The organism is Proteiniphilum sp. (assembly GCF_034927365.1).
Taxonomy (GTDB): Bacteria; Bacteroidota; Bacteroidia; order Bacteroidales; family Dysgonomonadaceae; genus Proteiniphilum.
The window spans coordinates 51,564-76,730 of the sequence record NZ_JAYFQD010000022.1; the positions used below are offsets into that span (position 1 = coordinate 51,564).

The 25,167-nt window shown below is 41.9% G+C and carries 21 protein-coding genes; 6 read left to right on the plus strand and 15 right to left on the minus strand.

The annotated features are described in order from the left end of the window. Positions 1-105 precede the first annotated feature (105 nt). The 7 genes from VB073_RS13860 to VB073_RS13890 all read right to left on the minus strand — a co-directional run bounded on the left by VB073_RS13860 (position 106) and on the right by VB073_RS13890 (position 7,313). Positions 106-1,644 (minus strand): Do family serine endopeptidase, encoded by a 1,539-nt coding sequence (locus VB073_RS13860; protein ID WP_323404786.1) that lies wholly within the window; start codon positions 1,642-1,644, stop codon positions 106-108. Between the two features lie 327 nt (positions 1,645-1,971). Beyond that, positions 1,972-3,147, minus strand: a complete 1,176-nt coding sequence (locus VB073_RS13865; RefSeq protein ID WP_323404787.1) for a glycosyltransferase — start codon at positions 3,145-3,147, stop codon at positions 1,972-1,974. A gap of 73 nt (positions 3,148-3,220) precedes the next feature. Beyond that, the gene (gene lysA / locus VB073_RS13870) at positions 3,221-4,378 is read right to left on the minus strand and encodes a diaminopimelate decarboxylase (protein WP_323404788.1); all 1,158 of its coding nucleotides are present in this window, start codon (positions 4,376-4,378) and stop codon (positions 3,221-3,223) included. Positions 4,379-4,544: 166 nt separating this feature from the next. Beyond that, complete coding sequence (gene miaA / locus VB073_RS13875) at positions 4,545-5,489, minus strand: tRNA (adenosine(37)-N6)-dimethylallyltransferase MiaA (RefSeq protein ID WP_323404857.1); 945 nt, start codon at positions 5,487-5,489, stop codon at positions 4,545-4,547. Position 5,490: 1 nt separating this feature from the next. Beyond that, positions 5,491-6,297 carry a TPM domain-containing protein gene (locus VB073_RS13880; RefSeq protein ID WP_323404789.1) on the minus strand — a complete coding sequence of 269 codons (807 nt, stop codon included), beginning with the start codon at positions 6,295-6,297 and terminating at the stop codon, positions 5,491-5,493. Further along, positions 6,275-6,697, minus strand: a complete 423-nt coding sequence (locus VB073_RS13885; RefSeq protein WP_323404790.1) for a TPM domain-containing protein — start codon at positions 6,695-6,697, stop codon at positions 6,275-6,277. Before VB073_RS13885 ends, VB073_RS13880 begins: the two co-directional genes overlap by 23 nt. Before the next feature lie 34 nt (positions 6,698-6,731). Further along, complete coding sequence (locus VB073_RS13890) at positions 6,732-7,313, minus strand: LemA family protein (protein ID WP_323404791.1); 582 nt, start codon at positions 7,311-7,313, stop codon at positions 6,732-6,734. 407 nt (positions 7,314-7,720) lie between these two features. On the opposite strand from VB073_RS13890, the gene VB073_RS13895 reads away from it, so the two are divergent. The 3 genes from VB073_RS13895 to VB073_RS13905 all read left to right on the plus strand — a co-directional run bounded on the left by VB073_RS13895 (position 7,721) and on the right by VB073_RS13905 (position 13,073). After that, positions 7,721-9,286, plus strand: coding sequence for a glycoside hydrolase family 76 protein (locus VB073_RS13895; RefSeq protein ID WP_323404792.1), 1,566 nt, complete (start codon positions 7,721-7,723; stop codon positions 9,284-9,286). 94 nt (positions 9,287-9,380) lie between these two features. Beyond that, entirely contained in the window at positions 9,381-10,991 is a 1,611-nt protein-coding gene (locus tag VB073_RS13900) for a LamG-like jellyroll fold domain-containing protein (protein ID WP_323404793.1), read from the plus strand. 48 nt (positions 10,992-11,039) lie between these two features. Beyond that, a complete protein-coding gene (locus tag VB073_RS13905) occupies positions 11,040-13,073 on the plus strand; it encodes a C2 family cysteine protease (RefSeq protein WP_323404794.1) in 2,034 nt (677 codons plus the stop codon). A 122-nt stretch (positions 13,074-13,195) separates the two neighbouring features. On the opposite strand, the gene VB073_RS13910 is transcribed toward VB073_RS13905, so the two are convergent. Continuing rightward, the gene (locus VB073_RS13910; protein WP_323404795.1) at positions 13,196-14,038 is read right to left on the minus strand and encodes a hypothetical protein; all 843 of its coding nucleotides are present in this window, start codon (positions 14,036-14,038) and stop codon (positions 13,196-13,198) included. A gap of 18 nt (positions 14,039-14,056) precedes the next feature. Beyond that, a complete protein-coding gene (locus tag VB073_RS13915; protein ID WP_323404796.1) occupies positions 14,057-15,619 on the minus strand; it encodes a M28 family peptidase in 1,563 nt (520 codons plus the stop codon). 215 nt (positions 15,620-15,834) lie between these two features. On the opposite strand from VB073_RS13915, the gene VB073_RS13920 reads away from it, so the two are divergent. Then, positions 15,835-17,400 carry a DUF3078 domain-containing protein gene (locus tag VB073_RS13920; protein WP_323404797.1) on the plus strand — a complete coding sequence of 522 codons (1,566 nt, stop codon included), beginning with the start codon at positions 15,835-15,837 and terminating at the stop codon, positions 17,398-17,400. 6 nt (positions 17,401-17,406) lie between these two features. Here the strand turns inward: VB073_RS13920 and fmt are convergent, their stop codons facing one another. From fmt to recR, 6 genes are all read right to left on the minus strand, one after another. Further along, positions 17,407-18,387 (minus strand): methionyl-tRNA formyltransferase, encoded by a 981-nt coding sequence (gene fmt / locus VB073_RS13925; protein WP_323404798.1) that lies wholly within the window; start codon positions 18,385-18,387, stop codon positions 17,407-17,409. 144 nt (positions 18,388-18,531) lie between these two features. Next, the gene (locus VB073_RS13930) at positions 18,532-20,322 is read right to left on the minus strand and encodes a chloride channel protein (RefSeq protein WP_323404858.1); all 1,791 of its coding nucleotides are present in this window, start codon (positions 20,320-20,322) and stop codon (positions 18,532-18,534) included. 45 nt (positions 20,323-20,367) lie between these two features. Then, entirely contained in the window at positions 20,368-20,931 is a 564-nt protein-coding gene (locus VB073_RS13935; protein ID WP_323404799.1) for an L-threonylcarbamoyladenylate synthase, read from the minus strand. Positions 20,932-20,959: 28 nt separating this feature from the next. Beyond that, positions 20,960-21,487: a GNAT family N-acetyltransferase gene (locus VB073_RS13940; RefSeq protein ID WP_323404800.1), complete on the minus strand. Its 528-nt coding sequence runs from the start codon at positions 21,485-21,487 to the stop codon at positions 20,960-20,962. After that, entirely contained in the window at positions 21,484-21,999 is a 516-nt protein-coding gene (locus tag VB073_RS13945; RefSeq protein ID WP_323404801.1) for a hypothetical protein, read from the minus strand. Before VB073_RS13945 ends, VB073_RS13940 begins: the two co-directional genes overlap by 4 nt. Positions 22,000-22,013: 14 nt before the next feature. Further along, positions 22,014-22,646 carry a recombination mediator RecR gene (gene recR, locus VB073_RS13950; RefSeq protein WP_323404802.1) on the minus strand — a complete coding sequence of 211 codons (633 nt, stop codon included), beginning with the start codon at positions 22,644-22,646 and terminating at the stop codon, positions 22,014-22,016. 245 nt (positions 22,647-22,891) lie between these two features. Here recR and VB073_RS13955 point away from each other — a divergent pair, with 245 nt between their 5' ends. After that, on the plus strand, positions 22,892-23,821 hold the full coding sequence (locus VB073_RS13955; RefSeq protein WP_323404803.1) for an NAD(P)-dependent oxidoreductase: 930 nt from the start codon (positions 22,892-22,894) through the stop codon (positions 23,819-23,821). A gap of 142 nt (positions 23,822-23,963) precedes the next feature. Further along, a complete protein-coding gene (serC, locus tag VB073_RS13960) occupies positions 23,964-25,043 on the plus strand; it encodes a 3-phosphoserine/phosphohydroxythreonine transaminase (protein ID WP_323404804.1) in 1,080 nt (359 codons plus the stop codon). Positions 25,044-25,167: the final 124 nt, after the last annotated feature.

Here is a 25,167-nt window from a genome sequence, read left to right on the forward strand (position 1 = left end):
TATAACAAAGGAATCCGGTCCGAAACCCAATCCCTTTGCTATAAAACACGAATAACCGCTTTTTTGTTACTAAAAAAGCTGATATTAATTTTTATTAACTAAGCTTCATCGTTTGTTTGTCAAATCGATGGCTATGTATTGCGTTCTTCCATTCGGATAAAAGCCAGCTACAAGCAGTACTTTGTCCTGCTCGCGGTTGTTGGTAGAGGCTACGATATTGGCCACGTCACTTTCACTGTTTATGGCTATATTGTTGATTCTCATTATTATAAATCCTTTGTTGATACCCTCTTTTCTAAAGAGTCCGTTGCTCTCTACACTTTCCACTTCGATACCACTTGAGATACCCAGCGCTCTTTTCCTTTCTTCAGAGATTGGTTTGAATGTGGCGCCCAAGGAATTCACAGCATTTGTGCTGCGTGTAATCTCGGTACTGCCCTCGTTGTTCGTTAATTCGACGGTAAAGGAGCGGTTGCTTCCATCTCGTTCAACTGTTACATTGACTTTTTCTCCAGGGCGGTACTTGGTCAACTGATTCTGCAATTCGGCAAAGTTGTGGATAGGTACATTATTGATAGCCTTAATAATGTCTCCCTTCTGAATACCAGCGGCCTTCGCGGCGCTCCGGTCTCCAAAATCACTTATCAGGACACCTTTGATTTGTGACAATTCACGCGCTTTGTCGGGGTCCTCGCGTCGGATGTTATCAATATTAGGCGCAGAGATACCCAAAAATGCCCGTTGTACTGTTCCGTATTCTTTCAGGTCGGCTGCAATTTTTCCGGCGATGGAGATGGGTACTGCAAATGCATACCCGGCGAAATCACCTGTACGGGAATAGATCAACGTATTGATCCCTACCAGTTCTCCACGTGTATTGACCAGAGCTCCACCACTATTTCCGGGGTTGACTGCCGCATCTATCTGGATAAACGCCTGAATGTCGTCTCGTCCTCCTCCCATCACATTGCCTCTGTTCTTGGCACTTACAATACCTGCAGTGACCGTAGAGGTCAGGTTGAATGGGTTTCCTACCGCCAATACCCACTCGCCGACACGTAAGGCGTCGGAATTACCAAAAGTGAGATAAGGAAAATTATCACCTTCTATCTTCAACAGCGCAATATCGCTATTTGGGTCTGTACCTGCCACTTTGGCTATAAATTCCCGGTTGTCATTCAATGTGACGGAAACTTCCGTAGCATTAGCCACAACGTGGTTATTGGTAATGATATATCCGTCTTTAGAGATAATCACTCCGGAACCGAAACCTACCTGTTCGCGTGGTTGTGAAGGCATACGGTCTCCAAATCCGAAGAAGAAATCGAACGGATTGATGTATTGCTGTTGGGTTACAGTTTTCGTTTTCACATGTACTACTCCGTCGACCGATTTGGCAGCTGCTTCCGTGAAATCGGGATACCCCTCTGAGGTAGTGAGATTTGTGAGAACTACATTCTTGTCCTGATCGAATGATTCGGCATAGACACCTACATGTTCTGATGTTTTTTCACTTGCTGAATCGGAAAAAAGATTCTTTCCGTTATTTTTACTTAGTGCATTATAACCTAACAAGGTGACTACAGAGCTTACAATTGCCACCAATACGATGAAGATTACATTTTTGCTTTTACCTGTGTTCATATTCTTTCCGTGTTGTTGTTTATCATTATTTTTTACTAATATGATCAAGGCTGGGAGGCAAGCTAAAACCTGTTTGAGCACCTCCGGGCCCTATCTTATATTCAGCAAATATATGACAAATAATATGCAACTTTTTTGCCTGCAGATTGCCTTTTTAACACTTTTAACGCAAACATAGAGTGATTAACCCGATTTAACCCCATTGAGTTCATTCAGAGCATTTTTTCATATGACAGATTGTCGGTATTCCTACTTGCCGGTCTATATTCCGGTTTTTTTTAGTGACCTATTCCGGTTATGTCAGTCTTGTCATGTCACTGTTCCTCTCTATCCTCTCGCCCTGTTTCTTCTGGCTGCATACCTTCTGAAGCGGGTATTGTTTAGTGGTTGAAAGATATCGTAAAATAGAAGATTAATATGGTATTTACCGGCATTGAAAAGCCTACTGTTCTGTATGATCACTCTCCACTGAACTGCATATCTGATCAGAAAGAGCAATAAAGTAAAAGCTGCGACGAAATAGTGTTGGGTCATTATCCCGAATGTGATAGCACAGATCGATAACAGATAAAAGAGATATTTGGAAAATGTTTCCATGCCAAATATACGAAAAAAAAATCCTTTATAATACTGTTTAGAATAGAGGTAGCCTGATTTCAATGCGCGCCAAGTGGAGAACTGTGTTACACTACTTGTCTCCGTCATGCTGTTTGGGGATAATACTACACCTGTTTTCTCCCGGGGTGCGATCCTGTTGATATACAGGTCATCTTCTCCTCCTTCCATGTTTAGTACGGATGAGAATCCTTTGTATCTGAAAAAAAGTTCTTTTTTGTAGGCAAGGTTGCGTCCGATTCCCATGAATGACCTGTGGAGGATGGCCATAGATAGAAATTTCAGATGATGGATAAGATTGTCATAAAGCATAAATCCCCTCAGACCTGTCTTTCTGGGTATTTCTAAACGACTGAAGCCCAAGATTACTTCCTTACCCTGGGAGAATTCCTTGCCGAATTCTTTGATCCATTCTTTGGAGCAAGGCTTGCAATAGGCCTCGGTGAATAGAAGATATTCATTCTTTGCCGCCTTGATACCCAATGTGAGGGCTAGTTTCTTTTCATTAAGTCCTTCAGCTTCAACAGGTACGTAGGTATGATAAAGTTGAGGGTATTTTTGTCTGGCAGCCTTTAAAACCATATCGGTATCGTCAGTCGATCCTCTGTTCACTACAATCACTTCAAAATCAGGGTAATCCTGTTCTATGATGAACGGAAGGTTTTGTTCCAGTTCTTCGGCACTGTTCTTCGAGGTGACAATCACCGAAATGGGGGGAAGTGATTTGTCGGGAACGGATAGTTCTCCTTTTTTTTTCTGGTAACTATAGGGACGCTTATAGAAAAAGAGATAAAAAAAGAGTTGTATCAAGAAGCAAAGTAATAATGTGCCCCCGAGTATCCATTCTATCGGGGTGAATTGGATGAATATCGTATTAAGACCTTCCATATTGATTGATACGATTATTATATCTTCTATTAAGGGGGCATGCCTTTACGGAATCCCAGTTGAAGATATATATTTAGATTTGGTCGGAAAAATAGGAAAGAGGCAAATTCCGACAGTTGTATTGTGATGCCATAACTTCTCCGTATGCACCGGCGGAACGGATGGCAATAAGGTCTCCCCTGGCGCTTTTGTTGAGTATGATCTCTTCGGCGAAGACATCGCTCGATTCGCAGATAGGTCCTACTACGTCGTATGCCGCAGCGTCTTTGTCGGAGCTAATGTTTTCAATATGATGAAAAGCCTGGTAGAGTGCCGGACGTATCAGGTCGGTCATTCCTGCATCAATGATCAGGAATTTCTTTTGAAGACCCTCCTTCACGAATAATGCACGGGAAATAAGCGATCCACAAGGGGCTACCACTGCACGACCCAGTTCGAAATGCAATTCCTGTCTTTCCTGTAATTGCAGATTCTTATCAAAGAGCCGGAAATAGGATTCAAAATCGGCCATCGGAATATGATTGGGGTGTTGATAGTTTATTCCCAGTCCCCCTCCTACGTTAATAACGGGCAATTGAATTTCTTGGGCGTTGAACCATTCCTGCAATTCCTTCGCTTTAACACAGAGATCTTCGAACGATTTGAGATCGGTGATCTGAGATCCGATATGAAAATGGATACCTATAAGTTGTAGATTTGAAGAATCCTTCAGGACTGCCAGGATTTGCGGTAAGTCCTGTTCGTTAATGCCGAATTTATTTTCCGTCAGCCCGGTGGTAATATATTTGTGGGTATGTGCGTCTACGTTCGGGTTGATTCTGAATGCGATCCTTGCTGTTTTGCTCTTCGCAGATGCTAATTGGTTGAGCACCTCGAGTTCGGGGATCGATTCTACGTTAAAACAAAAGATATCGTTATCGAGTCCGATCTTTATTTCACGATCCGTTTTACCCACGCCTGCAAAAACGATCCTGTCTGGTGTAAAGCCGGCTTCCAATGCTGCCAGTATCTCGTTTCCGCTTACACAGTCGGCTCCCAACCCATAAGAGGCGATTTCTTTCAGAATACGCGCATTGGCATTGGCTTTCACAGCATAATGCACATGAAAGGGTTTGTTTTCTGTCTCTTTTTTTATTGTTTCAAGGGTTGACCGTAGCAACTCTATATCGTAATAATAAAACGGTGTATCGAGCTGTTCGAACTTCTCAACAGGAAATATACCTTTAATCATTTGGTGTTAATTTCTAAAGATGGAGAATTGGTAAAAGCTCCCCGGAGAAATTATCGCCTGGTGCTTTTCTCTATTTGAAAGACAAAATTACGATTTTTTTCGCCGATCTGCATATGTTTGTCCTGTTTTTCTTCTGTAGCAGCCAGATTATAGGATAAAAATATTTTTACTCCTCACTCTTTGTTCTTCCTTGTCCTGTCTCCACAAAAGAAAGTGCCATTTGTATTTTTTGTTCGACAGGAAGGGCTGCATCTATCCAATGGATAGTGAATCCGCGGCGTTCCATACCTCTGAACCATGTCATTTGCCGTTTGGCAAACTGATGGATGGCAATTTCCAACTGATTGGACATCTCTTCGTAACTCATTCGACCGGTTACGTAAAGTGTTACAAATTTGTATTCAAGGCCGTAATAAATCAAATCTTCAGGTGTAACTCCGGAATCGAGAATAGCCCGTATCTCTTCGATCATACCTTCCTGAAGGCGTGTGTGCAGACGTGCGGTAATCTTTTCTCTACGAAGTTCCCTGTCGATATCGAGACCTAAAATGATACTTTCGACAGCAGGAAATGTTGTGGCTCCACTCTCCTGTTTCGATTTGTAGTTTTCTATTTCTATGGCCCGGACAGCTCTCTTTTTAGTATCGGTATCTGTAATGTTATGTAGTGGACGGTAGTTTTGCAGGATCAAGGTGAGTTCCTCCAGCGATTTTTTTTCGAGTGCAGATCGCAATTCCGGATTGATGGGTACGTCAGGGAGGTTGTAGCCTTTTAGTACCGATTCAATATAGAGTCCTGTACCACCGCAGAGGATAGGAATCTTACAGCGGTTAAGAATATCCTGGTAGGCTTTGTGGAAGTCATGCTGATAATTGAAAAGAGTATATTTTTCACCCGGTTCCCGGATGTCGATCAGGTGATAAGGGATGAATGTTCCGTTGAGAGTGTATTCAGAAAGGTCTTTCCCCGTACCGATATCCATTCTTCGGTATATTTGCCGGGAGTCGGCACTTATGATCTCACCTTCGAGCACGTATGCCAATTGTGCGGCAAAGGCTGTTTTTCCGCTTGCCGTCGGTCCGAGTACGGTAATTAATGTGTTCTTTTCCATGTTACCAGCTTCCTCCGGCGCCTCCTCCACCGAATCGACCACCGCCACCTCCTCCGAAACCGCCCATTCCACCGCCCCCGAAGCCACCGCTCCAACCACTTTCTCCTCCGAAGCCTCCGCTTCTGCGGCCTCCTGTCATGGGCGGGAAGAAAATAGGAGGTCTGCTTGTCCGGTGATGACCACCTCCGCCGATATGTTGATCTCCTCCTTTAGAAAGGAAAGAAATTAGCAGAAAGATGGCAATCAGGATAAGGATGATGACGAAAACCGGAATTCCTTCACCCTCTTCACTATCGGCAGCATATTCTCCGGAGAGGCGGACAATCATGGCGTCAATGGCCGCATTCACCCCTCCGAAATAATCATCTTCCATAAAATAGGGAATCATCTCATTGCGTACAATACGCCCTGCGTAGATATCAGTAATATAGGCTTCCAGACCGTAACCGGTGGCAATAAATGCCTGTCCCCGGCTATTCCCGATTTTAGGTTTGATAAGAATGACGGCCCCGTTATCCTTGCTCCTCTGTCCGATCTCCCATTTCTCGCCTAGGCGGATAGCGTAATCGGAAGCGTCATATCCCCCCAGGTCGGCTACGGTAACCACATATATCTGTGTGGAAGTAGAGTCGTTGTAGGTACGTAGTTTTTGTTCGAGAGCCTGTTCCTGGGTGGATGAAAAGATATCGGCAAAGTCGTTCACCAAACGATAGGGTATCATCGGGTCAGGGATATCCTGCGCTAATACCTTTAATGAGAAAAGGAATATAATTATGAGAAAAAATTTAATCTTCAAGAATAACTTCATCGCCCAATTCGTTTATATCATTTTCCGATATCGGATAACGGGATTTGATCAGTTCTCCTACTTTTCCCACTCCTTTGCAAATTCCTTCTGCAATATCTCCTTTTTTGAAGTGAAAAACCATCTTCTCCAGCGCTTCATCCCAGAAGCCGCCATTTATGGCATCGTGAATTCCCCGATCACCGAAGATGGCCGCTTTATGGTGAGATGGAGATACATAGATGAGTACACCATTCCGGAGTTGGGTAGCATCCATCTTGAGTTGATGGAATTTTCTGAAAGCAGCTTCCAGTGGGTCACCTTTACATTTTCTGGTTACACACACACGTATCTCTCCGGAGGTATGACTCTCTGCGCGTTGGATCGATTCCGTAATTTGTTGTATCTCTTTTTTATTCAACATATCTCAAACGGTAGATCTTTTCCGTTAAATCTGTCTAGAATTGCACTTTGGGTGCTGTCTGTGCTTCGGACGATGCTTCAAAATAGGCCTTCGTATCGAACTTGAACCATTTCGCGTAGATTACCTGAGGAAATTTGCGGATGTAGGAATTATAGTCCTGTGCCAGTTGGTTGAAGCGATTCCGTTCTACCGAGATCCGGTTTTCTGTACCCTCCAGTTGATCCTGCAATGCCAGAAAATTCTCATTGGCTTTCAGTTCGGGATAATTCTCCTGTATTAACAGCAATCGTCCCAATGCCTGACTCAATTGATCCTGAGCCTTCTGATACTCTTTCAGGCTTTCTTCGGTGAGATTCTCCGGATTGATATTCGTTTGTGTGGCTTTAGCCCTCGCTTCGGTTACCTGGGTAAAGGTTTCCTGTTCATGTTGTGCATATCCTTTTACCGTATTCACTAAATTGGGAATAAGATCGGCACGACGTTGATAAGCATTTTGTACGTTCCCCCATTGTGAAGTTACCGCTTCCTGTTTTTCTACCATCCGGTTGTATCCCTGGCATCCGGTGAGACCCAGTGCCCCTATTACTATCAGTAAAACGAAAGAAATTTTTTTCATACGATTATTCATTTAGCATATAAAGAAAAGACGCTGCTCGTGTAGACTGGCAAAGGTAAAATGTTTTTTCCTTGAAGCCGTTCTATTAAAGAGGTCTTGACAAATATAAATAACAGATAAGCCGGTCGAAAAGTTTCATTTTATTTTTTATATTTTCATAATATAGGATACGCCTCGGAAAATTTCAACGAGTTAGATTATTTCCTGCGTTCAGTGAGACGAATTTACTCGTTTTGCTCTCTCTTAATGGAATAATTCAAGCAAGCTTTTTCTCCCGGGTTTCACTATATTTTGTGTAAAAATGGGTTTAAAAACAAAAAAAATGATAACTTTGTAGGGTGAGAGCATAGATGTAAGTCAATTTTTGAATCATCTGATACTAGCGTGAATATTTATTTTTATTTTTTATGAAACAGATATCAATAAAAACCTTTATTCTATTATTCATTTTTTCTTTTGTTGCGTGTAGTGATGAAACAGTAGACGATGATAATAACGATTTGATTGTGGAAGATGAAGTAGGAACAACAATCTCCCCTGTACAGGATTTCAAAGCAGAAGCAACCTCACTGGAAAATGAAATTAGGTTGAGTTGGAAAAATCCATCCGATAAAGACCTCTTTAAGGTGGAAATCACCTATGAAGCGAAAGGGTCTGTGGTGAGAGCATCAGCCAATCCAACACTAATAGATGCGGTGCAGGGAAAGGATGAAACATACCTGCTGGCAGTTCCGGATTATAGAACCTACAAAGTAAGTGTAGCTGCTATCAATAAAGCAGGAATACGTTCCATCAAAAGATCAGTTGATATTGCTCCGTTAAAGCCGGATGAATTAGTTGCTTCAATGGCGGTATTTTTAGGGAGAGCTGATACCCTGATGACGTCAGTTGTCAATCTCTATCTGGGCGGTCCTCGTGATGTGTGGAATTCGAGTTATCCGAAAGCAACCGGCCCATACTGGGATGGGGATGCCGTTGTGTGGGGACAGGGGGGAGGTTTCTCCGGGTATACCGCAATCAGAGAGGCAACTGTTGGTACGGAACTGGAAACTAAATACGCTTCGATGGATAACCGGATGCTGAAAAGTATCAATCAATTTATCACCAATGAAGCATCAATTTCAGCCTATGCGATATACCCAGCCAATGGAAATCAGCGTTTTTATGATGATAATGCCTGGATTGGTCTGGATATGATTGATCTGTATCTGCTTAGCAATAAAATGAAATCACAATATCTGGAGAAAGCAGTATTGGTTTGGGAGTATTTGAGAAAAGGAACTGATAATATAGCTGGAGGGGGTATTCATTGGAGAGAGATTCCCCCCACAAGTTCCAAGCACACCTGTTCTACTGCACCGGGAGCTGTGTTGGCAGCGAAACTCTATATGGCAACTGGGGAAGAGAAATATTTACAAAATGCTATTGAACTTTACGATTGGCTCAAAAATACACTACAGGATCCGGCTGATTTTCTCTATTGGGATAATGCCCGTGAAGAAAATGGCAACATTATCATTGAGAAGAATAAATATTCTTATAATGCCGGTCAGCCTATGCAGGCGGCGGTTCTTCTCTTTAAGATTACAGATGATCACTCTTATCTGAAAGATGCACAGGATATCGCACGGAATGCTTATAGAAGATGGTGTAGGGAGTATTATTCCCCTCCGCTGAAAGAGAGTATCCGGCTGATTTCCGGACATACCTGGTTTAATACAATTCTTTTCAGAGGTTTTATAGAACTCTACAAAGCCGAAATTGAATTATATGGTAAGGCTGATCGAACCTATATAACGGCCTATGAGAAGTCGTTGTCACATGCGTGGCTTTCTCCTTGCAGACAATCTACTAATCTTCTGAATGATGATTTTTCTGGTGTATCTTCCCAGGCCAGTTGGGATATTTTGTTCCAGGGCGCCTGCGTTGAGATGTTAGCCCGTCTGGCATCTTTGGAGCGAGACAATATTTAATCATCGCCTTAACAACTTTATTTTCATTTTAGATTATATAAATTCAGTTCCCAAAGATTTGAGCATGACCTGAATAAAATTAAGGAATTATCGTATGAGAGAAAAAATATACTCATTTATATTATTTTTAGTGGTTACTCTGTTTATCACCGGCTGTGGTGATGACGAAAAGGCAAATGAATTAACGGACGAGAAACCAAAAGAAGTAGTAGCCTTAAAACTGGAAAGGGAGAAAGTTTCACTGATACCTGACGAATCAATATCGATAAAGATAATCAGCGGCAATGATAATTATAAGGTGTACTCTTCAGATAATAAGATTGTAAACGCTTCTGTTTCGGGAGGTCTGCTCACCTTAACTGCCGGAGCTGTATCTGACAAGGCAAATGTTGTAGTAGTTGTAGTTGATCAGATGTATAAAAGGGCATCTGTGGATGTGGATGTGGCGAATGAGTTCGGGATGACGTTGAGTATTGATGAAATAACTCTTAGGGAGGGAGTAAAAGGAGAGGAAGAAGCGACTGTCGTTATTGAGACAGGTAATTTTGGATATCATCTTGAGTTACTTAATGGTTTAGACCGGTACGTAGAGATCGATGACAAGAATCTTGAAACAGCCGGTAAGTTTGTCGTTAAGGGGATAGCAGTAGGTGAGGGGAGGATAAAGGTGACTGATAAAAAAAGAAAAGAATCTATCCTGCATGTAACGGTTTTAAAAGCACCATCGTTGATATTAAGTACAACATCAATGGTAATTAATGCGGTGCAGGGGAAAGAGGTATTGACAGTGTCAAATGGAAATGGAGGATATAAAGTAGTGTTTGATGATCCTGCCATCGCAAAAACGGCTTATGTGACAGAAGGTGGGATGATCGCTATTGTGGGTAAGAAAAATGGTCACACCTCAGCTTACATTGAAGACCGGAAGGGTTTGAAATCTGAACCTTTTTTCGTTCAGGTAGAAGGTCCGCAATATGCAATGAAATTGGACGAACAATATTATGGATATGCCAACTTCAAGGATATTGAACGGATAAATTCTTCCTTAACCAGGAGCAAACAGATTACTTTTGAAATGCGCTGTTATATGACTGGTTACCGAGGAGGCCAGACTTTTATGGGACTTGGTAATAACCTGTTGTTGAGGGGACCTAATGATGATTACAGGCCAACACATCCCATAGCTATTGTAGGTGATGATTTGGAAATAGAAAGTTCTATCAGTTTCAAGCTACATGAATGGATGCATATTGCATTGGTCGTTGATTGTAATAAACCGGAAGCCAAAGAGAAATACCAGCTATATATCAATGGCGTGAAAGATGAAAATCTGACTTTTAAGAATATATCCCGACAACATACCGAAGTAAATCTTGCATCAAGCAGTGACGACAATAAATTTGTTGTAGGATGGGCCACTAATCAGTACTGGTGTCGGATGCTCGGAACTGTTTCTGAGGTACGTGTGTGGAAGACGGCACGTACGATGCAGCAAATCAACGATAATATGAGAAGACTGAAGAAAGAAGAAATTCAGGGTTTGTTTGCGCGTTGGGATTTTTCTGCAGGAGTGGCTACCGATTATATACAGGATACCGGTTATAGTGGATGTGAAATCAATATGACTTTGTCTGAAGTAAAACATGATGACAAACACTATCGTCCTGTAGTTGTGCCAGAAAATGTATATGTACCAGTGGATTAACTGTAAAATAGTGATAAATAACCATTAATATTTAATAAACAATTAGTTATGATTAAGGAAAAGATGATGAATCTTATAATGTTTAAGTGGCGGCTAATACCGGTATTATTTATCTTTTTGGCATTATTTTACGCTTGTTCCGACGATAATCCGGTAGTTAACGAGCAAGAAGAGGAAGAGGAGGAGCAATTAACGGTCACATTATCATTAAGGGTCAGGGATGGTGCATCGGATATGCCTTCCGGAGGAGGAGTGATTTCATCCCTGGGTACTGATCCTACTACCGCAGGTAATCTTTTATGGATGGTAGATAAAAATGTAAAAACCAAATATACCGCTCCTTATAAGTCTTTTTATGTGATTTGGAGTTGTAATGAAAGTTCCCTGGTGAATTATTATTATCTCACATCTGCCGAAGGTTCGTCCACGAGCGATCCTAAATCGTGGGTGCTTTACGGTTCCAATGATAACAAGGAGTGGGTCTCCCTTGATAAGCAGAATAACCAACAATTTACCGAAAGGGATGAGAAGAAGATGTACCTGATCCCCAATGGGGAGGAGTATATTCACTATAAACTTGATGTGATTAGTAATGGAGGGGCTGCTACCACTCAAATCGCCGAATGGGGGATGGGGGCTTATTTTACAACAGTTGAAACGAATGTTTCGGAAATGCCCGAGGGTGGAGGCATAATCACTCCCCAATATTCTTCGTTTAAGGAGGGATGTGGTGTGGATAATCTTTTCGACACTGATCCTGAAACGAAATACGCTACTCCTTATCAGTCGTTTTATCTTTTATGGAAAGGTAATAAGACTACCCTGGTAAATCATTACTCTCTCACTTCAGCTGCCGATTCACCTGAAAATGACCCCAAATCGTGGGTACTTTCTGGTTCCGATAATAAAAAGATATGGACTACACTTGATACACAGAAGGATCAACAGTTCTCTGCAAGAGGAGAGGTGAAAACATATCAGATTGAAAATAAGAAAAACTATAAATACTATAAGCTCGCGATTGAAGAAAACAGAGGCGGTACTATTACTCAGATCGCAGAGTTAACAATGCAGGAACTCTATACCGACATTGATGATTTAATGTCACTTGCTTCAGGTTTTAGTCACTCGGATCATACTCCGATGGGTAGCCATTATGAGAACAGACATGTTACCACCGATGAGGATCGTCGTTGGTTACTTGACCCCACTAATGAGCCTCCGGCGCCCGGATCAGCGTCGCATCTCTATCTGGTTGAATTTTCGGTAATGCTATACCCTTATGGTAAACCCCTACCGGCCGATGTGAATCAACATGCGATTGGAGACTGCGGCGGTTTGGCAGCACTGGCGTCGATGGCTTATGTATATCCCGATTTTATCATGTCACTTATCAAAGATAACGGAGATAAGAGTTATACCGTTTCTATGTTTGATCCCCAAGGCAAACCGGTAGCCGTTACCGTGTCCAACCGTTTTTTATCCGGTAACGGGCACAATATTGATGCCGTTTCCGGAAAGAATAACAAGGCGACCTGGTCTACGGTGTTGGAAAAAGCTATCATGAAGTATAACTCTATTTATAAAGTTAATCCCGATATCGGTGGCATTGGAAGTGAACATGTTGTTCCTCTCTTCACCGGTGATGGTAATAGTTTTGCTTTTTCTCCCGGAAAGCTAAATAGTAAACAACTGGCTCGTGCTGTAAAGACATGCCTTACTCAGGGCAAACTCATTATCGGTGGGTTCAACAGGGGGGATCTCCCCGTCGATGGTAGTAAGACTGTAACCTATCACGCTTATACGCTAATGCACTCTTCCGATAAAAATGCACTCTTTGCAATGCGTAATCCATGGGGTGGTAATCCCGATGTGGATGGCCGAGCCGACGGTGTGCTGAACATACCCAATAACAGTACGATCCCTCCCACTATCGATCTTCGAATTGTGGACCCAGGTATCGCATCCAACTTTGGTAATGGTATCACTAAACCGTATATTCCGCCCACGATGAAATCCAATGAAATGCAAATGCGTGTAGCATCGCATCTGCTCAGTCCAGTTTCATTTGGAGGTCGATAAATTGATAATTGACTTCCCGTAAATATTTGTTACTTATTGTAATAAGACCAATATAATTGTACCTCCCTTCCATATATTTTTCGTATAGGTTGGGAGGTACAATACATTAGGATGTGTAAAGGTTATTTTATTTCCGTGAATTCAAATATTGTCGTTACATTTTGTGTTGCCGGGATAGCCATCGGTTGAGGACCGGATATTATGATATTCATATCCATGCCCGATTTATCTTCAATTTTTACAGGAAAGAGAGTCGTTTTGTCGAGCAGTGAGTAACTTTCGCTCATGCCCGTTCCTTCGGCATGAATATCCATTCCTCCCTGTGCTCCTTCACCGGATATATCGATGGGACTTGATTTGTTGATCCTGTAATATTCTCCACCGTTTTCCGTAACAGTTCCGGCGAATGAATATTCATCTTTTGTGTCTATAACCATAGCCAACGGGAATTCCATTGTCTTGATGGTATCGCTGGTTTCGAATCTCCATACATCTCCTTTTTTCACTGTTTTAGCAGGTAGTAGAGGAAATTTCACGTTATTGGCTATTTGTTGGATTATTTTGAGTGCCGGTACATCTGAACTTACCTCATCCATCCGCTCATTTTTAATAATTTTTCCCGATTTGTCATACAGGGTTTTCATTACAATATTCATATCCTTGGCCTGAAAAGTGGTATCTATCCCCATTGCTGATGTGGATACTTCAACATCATTCCAGGTCGTTATGGTCGTAAACTCTCCGTTTGAGTTAATTTCTTCAATCTCCATCAAAGCTTTTGCGGAATAAGTCACATTCACTTTTATTTCCGTTTCTGCGACGCTTTGGGTAACAGCTGTTTGAGAGCTTAGTTTTAAATCGTATTTCTTTTTTGCAACTGGTTTTACCGTTAAGTCCACCTCTTGTGCGGACATTCCAAATACTATAAATAGGAAAGAAAGAAGGAGTAATTTTTTTAAGTTCATTTTTTTTTAATTTAGCCGTTATTTCTCAATTATATTGTAGTAATCATTTGTATTTGCAATTTGCCATGCTACCTTATAGGTGAGTTGCGCTATTTTTCTTACTTTTTGATGGTTGATTTTCTCGGGGTTGTCTCCTACACGATGGTAGTCGTCGTGCAGTCCCGATGTTAGTCCAATCGCCGATATCCCTTTCTTGTAAAATGGATAATAATCACTCGACTGGTATAGATCCATTGTCATTTCCTCTTTTTTTAATCCTGTATCCTGAATGGTAGCATTTACCAGTACTGCCAGATCGGGGTTATATTGTTGTCCGATCACATACACAGTATCATTACCATTTCTGCCTACCATATCCATATTGATCATTGCTACTGTTTTTTCCAGAGGGAACAAAGGATTTTTTGTGTAATAATCGGATCCGATAAGGCCCTTTTCTTCTGCAGTAAAGAGCATGAACAGAATACTTCTTGCCGGTTTCTTGCGTGAAGTAGCAAAAGCTTTGGCTACGGCCATCACGGCTGCTGTTCCCGATGCATTATCGTCGGCACCGTTCATAATAGAATCGTTGAGATGGTTGGGGCGTGGCGATATCCCGATGTGATCGTAGTGGGCTCCTATGACAATGAATTCATTCTTTAATTGAGGATCGGAACCTTCTATCCATCCGATGACGTTGCTGGAAGGAAATTCATTTTTATCGACTGAAACGGTAAAGTCGACCAGAACTTCCGGCAGGGGAAATGATATAGGGTGCAGATTTTTATCGATATTTCGCTGTAATGTTCTCAACGAATCCACACTGCCGAATATTTCATTGATCACATCCTTGTTTACCTGTACTGCGGGAATGAGAGTTCCTCCTTCGCAAACATTATATAACCGTTTGGTATTCCTTTTCAAATAGAGACTGGTCCACAGGTGTCCTTGTGCGGTAATAGCTATATTATGAAGGGGGGCTGTTACTAATAGGAGGCCTGTTGCACCATGCTCTACTGCATTCCGGATTTTATAGGTGATATCGGAATATCCTGTATCTTTATTTCCTTCAAAAACAGTGGCTATAGTATCGTTTTTACGCGGTTCCTCTTTCATCACCAACACAATCTTCCCTTTTACATTGATATTTTTATAATCGTCATAATTATACTCTGGCGCAGTAATACCGTACCCGGCAAACACCAGCTCTCCTTTCACCCGATCACTTCCTGTATTGAGTAGAGGTGTGAAATTTTCTTTTAAGGTGAATTCCTTATCTATTCCAGATTTAGTTAATGAAAACTGGCAGTTCTCAATATTTAAATCGGCCGCACAGAATGGTACAGTTTGAAGATAAGAACCATCCACGGATTTTATGCCGAATTCTTCCAGCTTCATGGCGATATATTCGGCAGCTCTATCTGCTTCTTCACTAGGAGCAGGGCGTCCTCCCATTTCGTCTGAAGCCAGAAAATCAATAAACTCTTTTATCAGAGGTTCTGAAATTTGTTCTAATCCCTTTGACGGTAATTCTTTTGAACGAGAGCAATTGAAAAATAAACAAGGGAGCAATAATATGAAAATGGGGAAAAATCGATTCATGCGGAAAATTTTAGAATAGTGATTATCTGGTAAAAGTGAGTCTCTATTTTTTTTAGTTTATTTCATTATTCTCCAAAAGTAGGGAGTTTTATGATAATGGACAAATAAAATAAAACTTTTTTTATATCTTTGCCCGTTGGAAGAATGTATGGGCAATTGAACAATTTTGTCTGAAATTGTTTAATATACCGAAATAAAAAAGATAAAATAATCGTATGAAGCGAATTATTCTCCCCTTTTTAATCATATTTGTCTGTTCTTTCGGAACAGCAGCTTTCGAGGTTGAACACAGGATAGCTCAGAGACCCGACTCCTTATTGGTATCGGATAGCCTTGATCTGTTCAGGGACATTACTGATATCAGTAGACAGATTGAACGGCGTACGACGCAGTCTTCTCAGCAGCCTTCCGACATACTTCAGCCGTCAGGGAATATTACCGATAGTGTTATCATCCCTCCGGTTCACAGAATCAGGGAAACTGTTTCGGTTGATACGATCCGTTGGTTCAGAAATCGGCTTGATTCTATTTACTTCAGGAAGGAAAATGGCACGTTATTCATTCCTATGGATAATAATAGTTTTGAATCTATGCACGGACTCTCCTTCAAGGATACTCTTTTTTACAATCCTCTTTTCCTGCCGATGATATTTACGGGAGAGATCCTTCCCCGTGAACTCTCTTTTTATACGTTAGATAAAGATAAGGAAAGTGGTAAACTTGTTCCACGTGACAAAACCTTTGCACCCAAGCTCGATCATATCGATTTTGTAAGAAGCGTGCGGCGTGATTACTATCTGAAGTATCCCGACAGGATCAGGTACTCCGTGGCCAGTTTCGATACAATCGCACGCCTGAAGACTGATGACCACGTTGTAAAGGAAACATTCAATCCCCTTAAGGAACTGCTCAAGGCTGAAACAACCTATTCGCTGGAGACTCCCGGAGTTGAAGGTGCTACTATTGGCAGGAGATATTGGGTACGTTCCGGTGAACATACATTCCAGTTTATACAGAATAGATTCTCTGATAACTGGCATAAGGGAGGAACCAATAACCTTAATTTCCAGACTTATCACATATTCAGAGCCAATTACAAGAAAAATAAGGTGAAATTCAATAATATGTTGGAGTGGCGTTTATCCCTTTTTAATGCCCCGGACGATACAATCAGAAAATATCGTATAGGTAATGACTTTCTCCGATACTACGGGGACTTCGGAATAGATGCCTTCGCAAAAGGGTGGACTTACTCTACCAACCTGGAAGGACGGTCCCAGATGTTAAATGCCTATCCGGCCAATTCAAAAGATATTCGTTCTTCATTCCTTTCTCCATTGTATGCTAAGTTGGGGGTGGGGTTGAAATACACTCTCAACAAGCCTTCGACAAAGGTTCGTGGTCGCAACTTAAACTTACAACTTTTTCTCGATCCTATTTCTCTTAATTACACATACGTCTGGAATGACTCTGTTGATGTGAAAAGATATGGTATTCCGGAGGATAAGAAAGGACTGTTAGATATTGGTAGTAACGTAAGGGCAATCATGAAATATAAGATCACAAACTATATTGTCTGGGATTCAGATCTGACCTACTTTACCAGTTTTGAGAAAGTTGTAGTTGGATTTGAGAATAAGCTTGATTTGGCATTGAGTAATGCTTTTTCTACCAATATATATGTGAATATGAGATTTGACGACGGGGTGCCTCCCGATCCAAAACTCAAATATTTTCAGATAACCCATACCCTTACCTTTGGGTTGAGTTATAAGTGGTGATGATAATCAACAGAAACGATTATTCTCGTTGAAATGGTACCCGTTTAGGAAATCGATGGTACTCATTCGTCTTTTTCCTGTCAGTTGTAATTCTGTAATTCTTATGACTCCCTCTCTTGTTGCTACATCCAGATAGCTCCTGTTGTCGGTAGTAATGGTGCCGGGTGATTTGCACGTGGACTTTTCAGTTCCAACAATTTCTCCCGCGAACAATTTGAAGCGTACTTCCTCATGATCAGCGCTGGAGGATAACTCAGTCCATGCCGCAGGATAGGGTGACAGGCCCCGGATAAAATTGAATATCTCTCGTGCCGGCTTTTTCCAGTCGATCCGGCAATCTTCCTTGAAGATTTTGGGAGCATTTTTCAGTTCCGAAGGATCTCTGAACAGTTGGTTCTGTGGTATGGGTTGTATATCACCATCTAATATTGCATTAGTCGTTTTCAGCACTAATTGCGCCCCCATTGCCATTAACCTGTCGTGCAAACTTCCGGCATTGTCAGTATCGTCGATTATTGTCTTCTCCTGAAAGATGATCTTACCGGTATCAATTTCGTGTGAAAGAAAAAAAGTGGTCACACCGGTCTCTTTCTCCCCGTTGATAATGGCCCAGTTGATGGGGGCAGCCCCCCGATACTGTGGTAGGAGAGATGAATGGAGATTAAAGGTACCTTTTGAAGGCATGTTCCATACTACCTCAGGCAGCATCCGGAAAGCCACTACGATTTGCAGATCCGCTTCCAGTTGTCTTAATTCATTCAGGAATCCCTCGTCTTTCAGTTTTTCCGGTTGAAGCACTCTCAGTCCCTTTTCCAGGGCATATTGCTTTACCGGCGACGGTTGCAATCTATACCCCCTACCTGCCGGTTTATCAGGCATGGTAACAACCCCCACCACGTTATAGTTGTTTTCTACCAACACTTTCAATGATTCTACCGCAAACTCGGGAGTACCCATGAAGAGGATACGTAATGATTTTTTGTCCATCAAGTAGTTGATTATAAATTAATTACCAATTAATAATTGCCAAATCCCTGTTAATCAGTTCCCTAATATTGTTTAATTCAGTTTCTTTTCTGTCTTATCCCACTTTCCCACCTATCCACTATCCACATTGGCACATTAGTCGATTTACTCATCGGTTTCGGAATAATTCTCCACTAGTACCTCTCTATAGGAGTTGAATACCGACGACTGAGAAAGAAGACCCAGATAAACACCTTTTTGATCTACCACCGGTATATTCCAGGCTTTGGTGTTTTCAAACTTTGCCATTGCTTCTTCCATACTGCTATGTACTTCAATTGTGGCTGGTGATCCCACCATGAATTTTTTTACGGTGAATCGGTCGTATAATTCGGGACGGAACATAATATTCCGTATATCGTTCATCAATACAACCCCCAAAAGAATTCCCTTTTTATCTACTACCGGGAAAATATTACGGTTACTGGTTGAAATTACTTTTACCACATCGCCTAACGTCATATCCGGAGTTACGGTTGGAATATCTTTTTCCAACAAATCTTTGACTTTCAAAAAAGTAAGGACGGCTTTATCTTTATGATGGGTGATCAACTCCCCTCTTTTGGCAAGACGTATGGCGTAGATACTGTGCTTCTCGAAAATCATGATAGTCCCATAAGAGAGTAGGGAGACGATCATAAGAGGTAAAAAAAGGTCGTATCCCCCGGTCAATTCTGCGATAAGGAAAGCGCCGGTAAGTGGTGCATGCATTACCCCGGCCATTACCCCGGCCATGCCCATCAGTGCGAAATTTTCCTGTGGCAGATATACGGAATATCCCAATTCATTGAGTGTGTAAGAGTAGACGAACCCGAGAATACAACCTAAGAAAAGGGTGGGTGCAAATACTCCTCCCGTACCGCCTCCACCGTTGGTAACGCTGGTAGCAAAAACCTTACAGAGAATAACCAATACCAGAAATACAACAATAGTCCATCTACTTTCCAATTGGTGGAAAAAGCTCTCCTTGGTGAGAGATCCAAATAGGTCACCTCCGGCCAACAGGATATTAATAGTGCTGTACCCTTCACCATAGAGGGGTGGAAAAAAGAAAATAAGAAGGCTGAGCATGATTCCTCCAAGTAGAAACTTATTCCAATACGAGAGTCGGTGAAAGAGTTCTTCTAATCGGCTCATGATACGGATTACATACAACGACAGGAATCCACAGAGTATCCCCAGCAGGATTACATAGGGAATACGGTTGAGTGTGAAAGGCTCGATCAGCGTAAAGGCAAACATGGCATCCATGCCGGTAAGGATATAGGAGACGGTAGTGGCTGTGACGGCTGTTACCAGTAGAGGCAGGATAGATGCCATAGTGAGATCGAGCAGTAACACCTCTATTACGAAAAGGATTCCCGCGATCGGCGCTTTGAAGATACCTGCGATAGCACCGGCAGCGCCACATCCTACAAGAATCATCAGGCTGCGTTGTTCCAGTTTGAAAAATCTACCCAGATTAGAGCCGATGGCAGAACCTGTAAGTACGATTGGCGCTTCCGCCCCTACTGATCCACCGAATCCGATAGTGATGGAACTGGCCACTAACGAAGAGTACATGTTGTGTGGCTTGATCCTGCTCTTACGCTGGGAGATGGCAAAAAGGATCTTGGTGACACCGTGGCTGATATCGTCTTTTACCACGTATTTGACATATAGACCCGCAATCAGGATTCCCACGATAGGGTAGAGAAGATAGGAGAAGTTCAGGTTAGGACGACTAAAATTTTCAGTGAGAAATATCTGGAAGAAATGGATAGCTGTTTTCAGAAAAAAAGCAGCCAAAGCAGTGAGAATCCCCACTAAGAAGCAGACGAACAGTAGAAAATGGCGCTCCTTTATATGCCTGTCACGCCAAAGAAAAAATTTATTGTATCTGTCTGTCAGTTGCATCGGGAAATGGGGTAAATAACCTATGTGCAAAGATAATCAAACTTTTTACTTACGTATAATTTTGATAGAGGCGTCTCTTTCCAGTTTGATAATGCTGGACGGCTGAGATTTGGCTTGTTCCTTTTGCCTGTATGTGACGATATAATCCACTCCGTCTTTGATGGCTTGTCCGATTTGTGAAAAAGTGGACGGCGAAGGATCTCCGCTTATGTTGGCAGATGTGGATACGATGGGCCTGCGAAATTGTCGGCACAACTCCATGGAGAAAGTCTCGGCGGTAATACGAATGCCGATTGATCCGTCAGGTGCAACCAGGTTGGATGCCAGATTTTTTGCCCCGTCGTAGATGATAGTCAGGGGCTTATCAGCCAATTCTATCAAATCCCATGCTATATCGGGAACATCTTTTACGTATGCCTGCAACTTGGAGGGGTTATCCAAGAGTACCAACATCGATTTGGTGTCGTCGCGCTGCTTCAACTCGTAAATGCGTTTTACCGCTTCTTCGTCGGTCGCGTCACACCCGATACCCCAGACAGTATCGGTGGGGTAGAGGATGATCCCTCCTTTCTTTAAAATATCACACGCTTTTCTTATATCTTCTTGCATCGTTTTTTCAAAAAAATATTACGGAACTTTATGGTTTGAGTTTTTGCATTATCACTGCATGATGGAATGAATCTTCCGAGGAAAGCCATTCTTCCAACAATCCTGTCTGCCGGTAACCCGCTTTTGTGAAAAGACCGATACTATTATCGTTATTTTCAGGAATGATTGCATAGAGTTGTTTCATGTTGAGAAAGCTGAATGCGTATTTTTCCAGAATATTAAGTGTTTGTAGCCCATAACCTCTACGCCTCTGCGAATGGTCTATCAATATACCCACGCCGGCTCTCCTATGAAATGGATCAAAATCATAGATGTCGACCGTACCGATAGATTGCCCTGTCTCCTTAAGTGTCACCATCAGTCGTAATTGCTTGTCGACATAGATATCGTATTTATAATCTATAAGATATTGTTTGATAGAATAGCGCGAAAAGGGTACAATGGAAGCACCTTCCTCCCAAACGGAGGTGTCGTTTTCCCAAGTGTAAAGCAGATCCAGATCTTCCGGCTCGGGTGCTCGCAGGCGGAGAGTATTATTTTCCAATAACCTATTCATTGTTCTTCTATCTCTTCTGGTTGGCTTTGTCCCTCTGGCGCTTCGATGATGCTTTGTTCTTCTGGTACTACTGCAATACTCTGTTCATCCGCTACTTCAGTGAGACTTTCCAACTCGTTATACGACGGTTTACAAAACAGGAAGACGATGAACAATACCACCGTAAACCAGAAAAAATTCATATTTCTGGAAATACCAAAAAGGAGGATATTTATTAAAGTCACTACGCTGATCGCGTATAGACGCAGGAAAAAAGCACTTTTATATTTTTTCGAGGCAGCCGTGATTTCCTGTGGACGGCCTATTTTCTTTAACCGGGATGCGAAAAATTTTAGTGAGACAGGAATGGCTATGATGGTAATCATAATTGCGTATCTCTCGGCCGTTACATTGACGATCTCTCTATCTATAAAAAGAGGAATGATGCTAAAAACTACAAGCAGGAAAACAACAGCCAGCAGGATGATATTTCCGAAATAGTGTATTTTTAACAGTCCTACAGTCTTATCCATTGTACTTCTGGTTTTCATTTCGATACGAGTTTATAAGATTCATCGAACGGAGTCCGGTTTAAAATGGAGCGACCCAATGTTACCTCGTCTGCATATTCAATCTCATCGCCAATGGATACCCCTCTGGCGATGATACTCACTTTTACTCCGTAAGGTTGAAGTTTGCGATAAATGTAAAAATTGGTAGTGTCCCCTTCCATCGTGGCACTCAGAGCAAGTATTACCTCCCGGACCTCCCCCGATCTCACCCTTTCTTCCAGGCTTGCAATTTCCAGATCCGATGGTCCGATACCATCGATGGGAGAGATAATACCTCCCAAAACGTGATAGAGCCCTCCAAATTGTACTGTCTTCTCGATAGCCATCACTTCTTTCACATTTTCTACGACACAGATCAATGAGCTATCGCGTGATCTGTCTGCGCAGATATTACATATTTCGGTGTCGGAAATGTTATGACAGACAGCACAATATTTGATGTCATGCTTCAGTCTCAACATGGTGCCGGCAAAATTGGCCACTCTCTGCTCATCCTGACGTAACAGATGAAGCACCAACCGCAACGCCGATTTTCTACCAATCCCAGGAAGATTGGCAAATTCGTTGACTGCATTTTCGAGTAAGGCGGATGGATAAGGACTGTTCATTTATATCACATTTTCAAGTAGTGATGCAAAGATAGTATGATTCAATTTATCGGGCAAATAACTTTTTTAATAGTATAAAATGAAAATATCATAGATTTTTTATTTCAATTTCCTCTTTTGTTAGATATAAGTTTGTAAATTTGCAATTCTATATTACAAAGTGATATTTTTTAAAAAAAGTATAAAAAGTCCTGTTTGTGGGGATCGGCCGACTATCCGGTGATTTTTATAACAAAAGAATGAATATGAAAGTACTTTTGGCGACGAGTAAGCCATTTGCGTTACCTGCCGTGCAGGGGATTCAACATATTATTGAGTCCGCAGGTCATCAATTCCTGAAGTTAGAGAGGTATGAAGAAGAAAACCAGTTGCTTGATGCTGTAAAGGATGTCGATGCTTTGATCATACGGAGTGATATTGTCAGCAGGGAGGTAATGGAAGCTGCTCCCAATCTGAAAATAGTTGTCAGGGCCGGGGCCGGTTATGACAATGTCGATCTTGAAGCGGCTACTGATTGTGGTGTGTGTGTAATGAATACCCCCGGACAAAATGCCAACGCAGTAGCTGAACTTGTGCTCGGCATGATGATTTATGCGCAACGTAATCATTTCGATGGTTCGGTCGGACGTGAATTGAGCCGTAGGCGACTGGGTTTATATGCTTTCGGAAATGTTGCCAAGATGGTGGCAAAAATAGCCAGAGGTTTCGATATGCCAGTGTATGCTTTTTCGCCCACACTTACACATGATGACTTACGAAAAGAAGGAGAATACGGAGTGATCACTGCCTATACAAATAAGGAGTTGTTCCAGAGTTGCGATTTTGTTTCCCTGCACATGCCTTTGCTGGAAGAGACCCGATACTGCGTGGATTACTCCCTTTTATCGTTAATGCCGCAAGATGGGCTTCTCATCAATACTGCCCGTAAGGAACTGGTGATGGAAGACGATCTGATCCGTATCATGGAAGAGCGCCCTGCTTTTCAATATGTCACAGATGTTAAGCCGGATAAACATGAGGAATTTCTACAGAAATTCCCGAAACGTTATTTTTCTACTCCTAAAAAATTGGGAGCCCAGACTACTGATGCCAATAAGAATGCCGGATTGGCTGCCGCTAATCAAATTGTGGCATACTTCCAGAATGGAGATGAACGTTTCAGGGTGAATCGGTGATCAGTCGATGTGCTGATATACTGATGTGTGAATGTGCTGATTTAATAATTTAATAATCTCCTGATTGGCGATTAGATTGGTAATTATAATCTACTAGTCACCACATCTTTAAATCAACTAATCAAATTTAAAATATAACCGTATGCAAAAGTATAATTTTAATGCCGGTCCGTGTGTACTACCCCGTCCGGCGGTGGAGTCAGCCATTGAAGCAATACGTGATTTCGATAATACCGGGATAGGTATTCTTGAAATATCGCATCGTACTCCCGGATGGGAGCGAATCATGAAAGAAACAGCAGATCTATGGAAGGAACTGCTTAATATTCCCGATAATTACCGTGTACTTTTGCTGGGAGGTGGAGCCAGTACGCAGTTTTTTATGGTTCCCGCTAATCTGATGAAGAGAAAAGCGGCCTATCTGCAGACTGGCGTATGGGCTAAAAAAGCCATTAAAGAAGCGAAATTCTACGGTGAGGTGGAAGTGGTGGCTTCTTCAGATGACAAGAACTATTCTTATATCCCCAAAGAGTATACTATTCCGGCCGATGCCGATTATTTTCATGTAACTTCCAATAACACTATTTACGGTACTGAATTGCATGAAGATATCGATAGTCCGGTTCCGTTGGTGGCTGATATGTCGTCAGATATTATGAGCCGTCCTGTAGATATTTCCAAATATGGTCTTATTTATGGAGGAGCACAGAAAAACGTAGGACCGGCAGGGGTCGCTTTTGTGATCGTTCGTGAAGATATCCTTGGCCAGATCGACCGGCAGTTACAGACTATGGTGGATTACCGTACACATATCAGTGATTCGGATAAAAATCGTTCCATGTTCAATACTCCTCCGGTATTTCCCATCTTTGTGATGCATGAAACATTGAAATGGGTAAAGGAACTGGGAGGTCTGGAAGTGATGTACAAACTTAATAAGGAGAAAGCTGCTCTTCTCTATGAAGAGATAGACCGTAATAAACTTTTCGTGGGAACTGCGGCTAAAGAAGACCGTTCCATCATGAACGTCTGCTTTGTAATGAACGAAGAGTATAAAGATAAAGAAGCTACTTTTCTTGAGTTTGCCAAAGAGAGAGGTATGGTTGGCATTAAAGGTCATCGTTCCGTGGGCGGATTTCGCGCTTCGATCTACAATGCCTGTCCGAAAGAGGCAGTAGAAGCACTGATCCTCTGTATGCAGGATTTTGAAAAACAGATCTGATAAATATCTTAATAAGCTATTGGAAGCCATCTCTGCATAGAGGTGGCTTTTTTATGATTATTTAACATTAAAATAATTGCGAAAATAATTGTATTTTACGATAAATACGTAGATTTGCATTATC

Bases quoted from the DNA above. Each gene is read 5' to 3' on its own strand.
- VB073_RS13860 (WP_323404786.1), bottom strand. From the start codon at position 1,644: ATGAACACAGGTAAAAGCAAAAATGTAATCTTCATCGTATTGGTGGCA.
- VB073_RS13865 (WP_323404787.1), bottom strand. From the start codon at position 3,147: ATGGAAGGTCTTAATACGATATTCATCCAATTCACCCCGATAGAATGG.
- lysA (WP_323404788.1), bottom strand. From the start codon at position 4,378: ATGATTAAAGGTATATTTCCTGTTGAGAAGTTCGAACAGCTCGATACA.
- miaA (WP_323404857.1), bottom strand. From the start codon at position 5,489: ATGGAAAAGAACACATTAATTACCGTACTCGGACCGACGGCAAGCGGA.
- VB073_RS13880 (WP_323404789.1), bottom strand. From the start codon at position 6,297: ATGAAGTTATTCTTGAAGATTAAATTTTTTCTCATAATTATATTCCTT.
- VB073_RS13885 (WP_323404790.1), bottom strand. From the start codon at position 6,697: ATGTTGAATAAAAAAGAGATACAACAAATTACGGAATCGATCCAACGC.
- VB073_RS13890 (WP_323404791.1), bottom strand. From the start codon at position 7,313: ATGAAAAAAATTTCTTTCGTTTTACTGATAGTAATAGGGGCACTGGGT.
- VB073_RS13895 (WP_323404792.1), top strand. From the start codon at position 7,721: ATGAAACAGATATCAATAAAAACCTTTATTCTATTATTCATTTTTTCT.
- VB073_RS13900 (WP_323404793.1), top strand. From the start codon at position 9,381: ATGAGAGAAAAAATATACTCATTTATATTATTTTTAGTGGTTACTCTG.
- VB073_RS13905 (WP_323404794.1), top strand. From the start codon at position 11,040: ATGATTAAGGAAAAGATGATGAATCTTATAATGTTTAAGTGGCGGCTA.
- VB073_RS13910 (WP_323404795.1), bottom strand. From the start codon at position 14,038: ATGAACTTAAAAAAATTACTCCTTCTTTCTTTCCTATTTATAGTATTT.
- VB073_RS13915 (WP_323404796.1), bottom strand. From the start codon at position 15,619: ATGAATCGATTTTTCCCCATTTTCATATTATTGCTCCCTTGTTTATTT.
- VB073_RS13920 (WP_323404797.1), top strand. From the start codon at position 15,835: ATGAAGCGAATTATTCTCCCCTTTTTAATCATATTTGTCTGTTCTTTC.
- fmt (WP_323404798.1), bottom strand. From the start codon at position 18,387: ATGGACAAAAAATCATTACGTATCCTCTTCATGGGTACTCCCGAGTTT.
- VB073_RS13930 (WP_323404858.1), bottom strand. From the start codon at position 20,322: ATGCAACTGACAGACAGATACAATAAATTTTTTCTTTGGCGTGACAGG.
- VB073_RS13935 (WP_323404799.1), bottom strand. From the start codon at position 20,931: ATGCAAGAAGATATAAGAAAAGCGTGTGATATTTTAAAGAAAGGAGGG.
- VB073_RS13940 (WP_323404800.1), bottom strand. From the start codon at position 21,487: ATGAATAGGTTATTGGAAAATAATACTCTCCGCCTGCGAGCACCCGAG.
- VB073_RS13945 (WP_323404801.1), bottom strand. From the start codon at position 21,999: ATGGATAAGACTGTAGGACTGTTAAAAATACACTATTTCGGAAATATC.
- recR (WP_323404802.1), bottom strand. From the start codon at position 22,646: ATGAACAGTCCTTATCCATCCGCCTTACTCGAAAATGCAGTCAACGAA.
- VB073_RS13955 (WP_323404803.1), top strand. From the start codon at position 22,892: ATGAAAGTACTTTTGGCGACGAGTAAGCCATTTGCGTTACCTGCCGTG.
- serC (WP_323404804.1), top strand. From the start codon at position 23,964: ATGCAAAAGTATAATTTTAATGCCGGTCCGTGTGTACTACCCCGTCCG.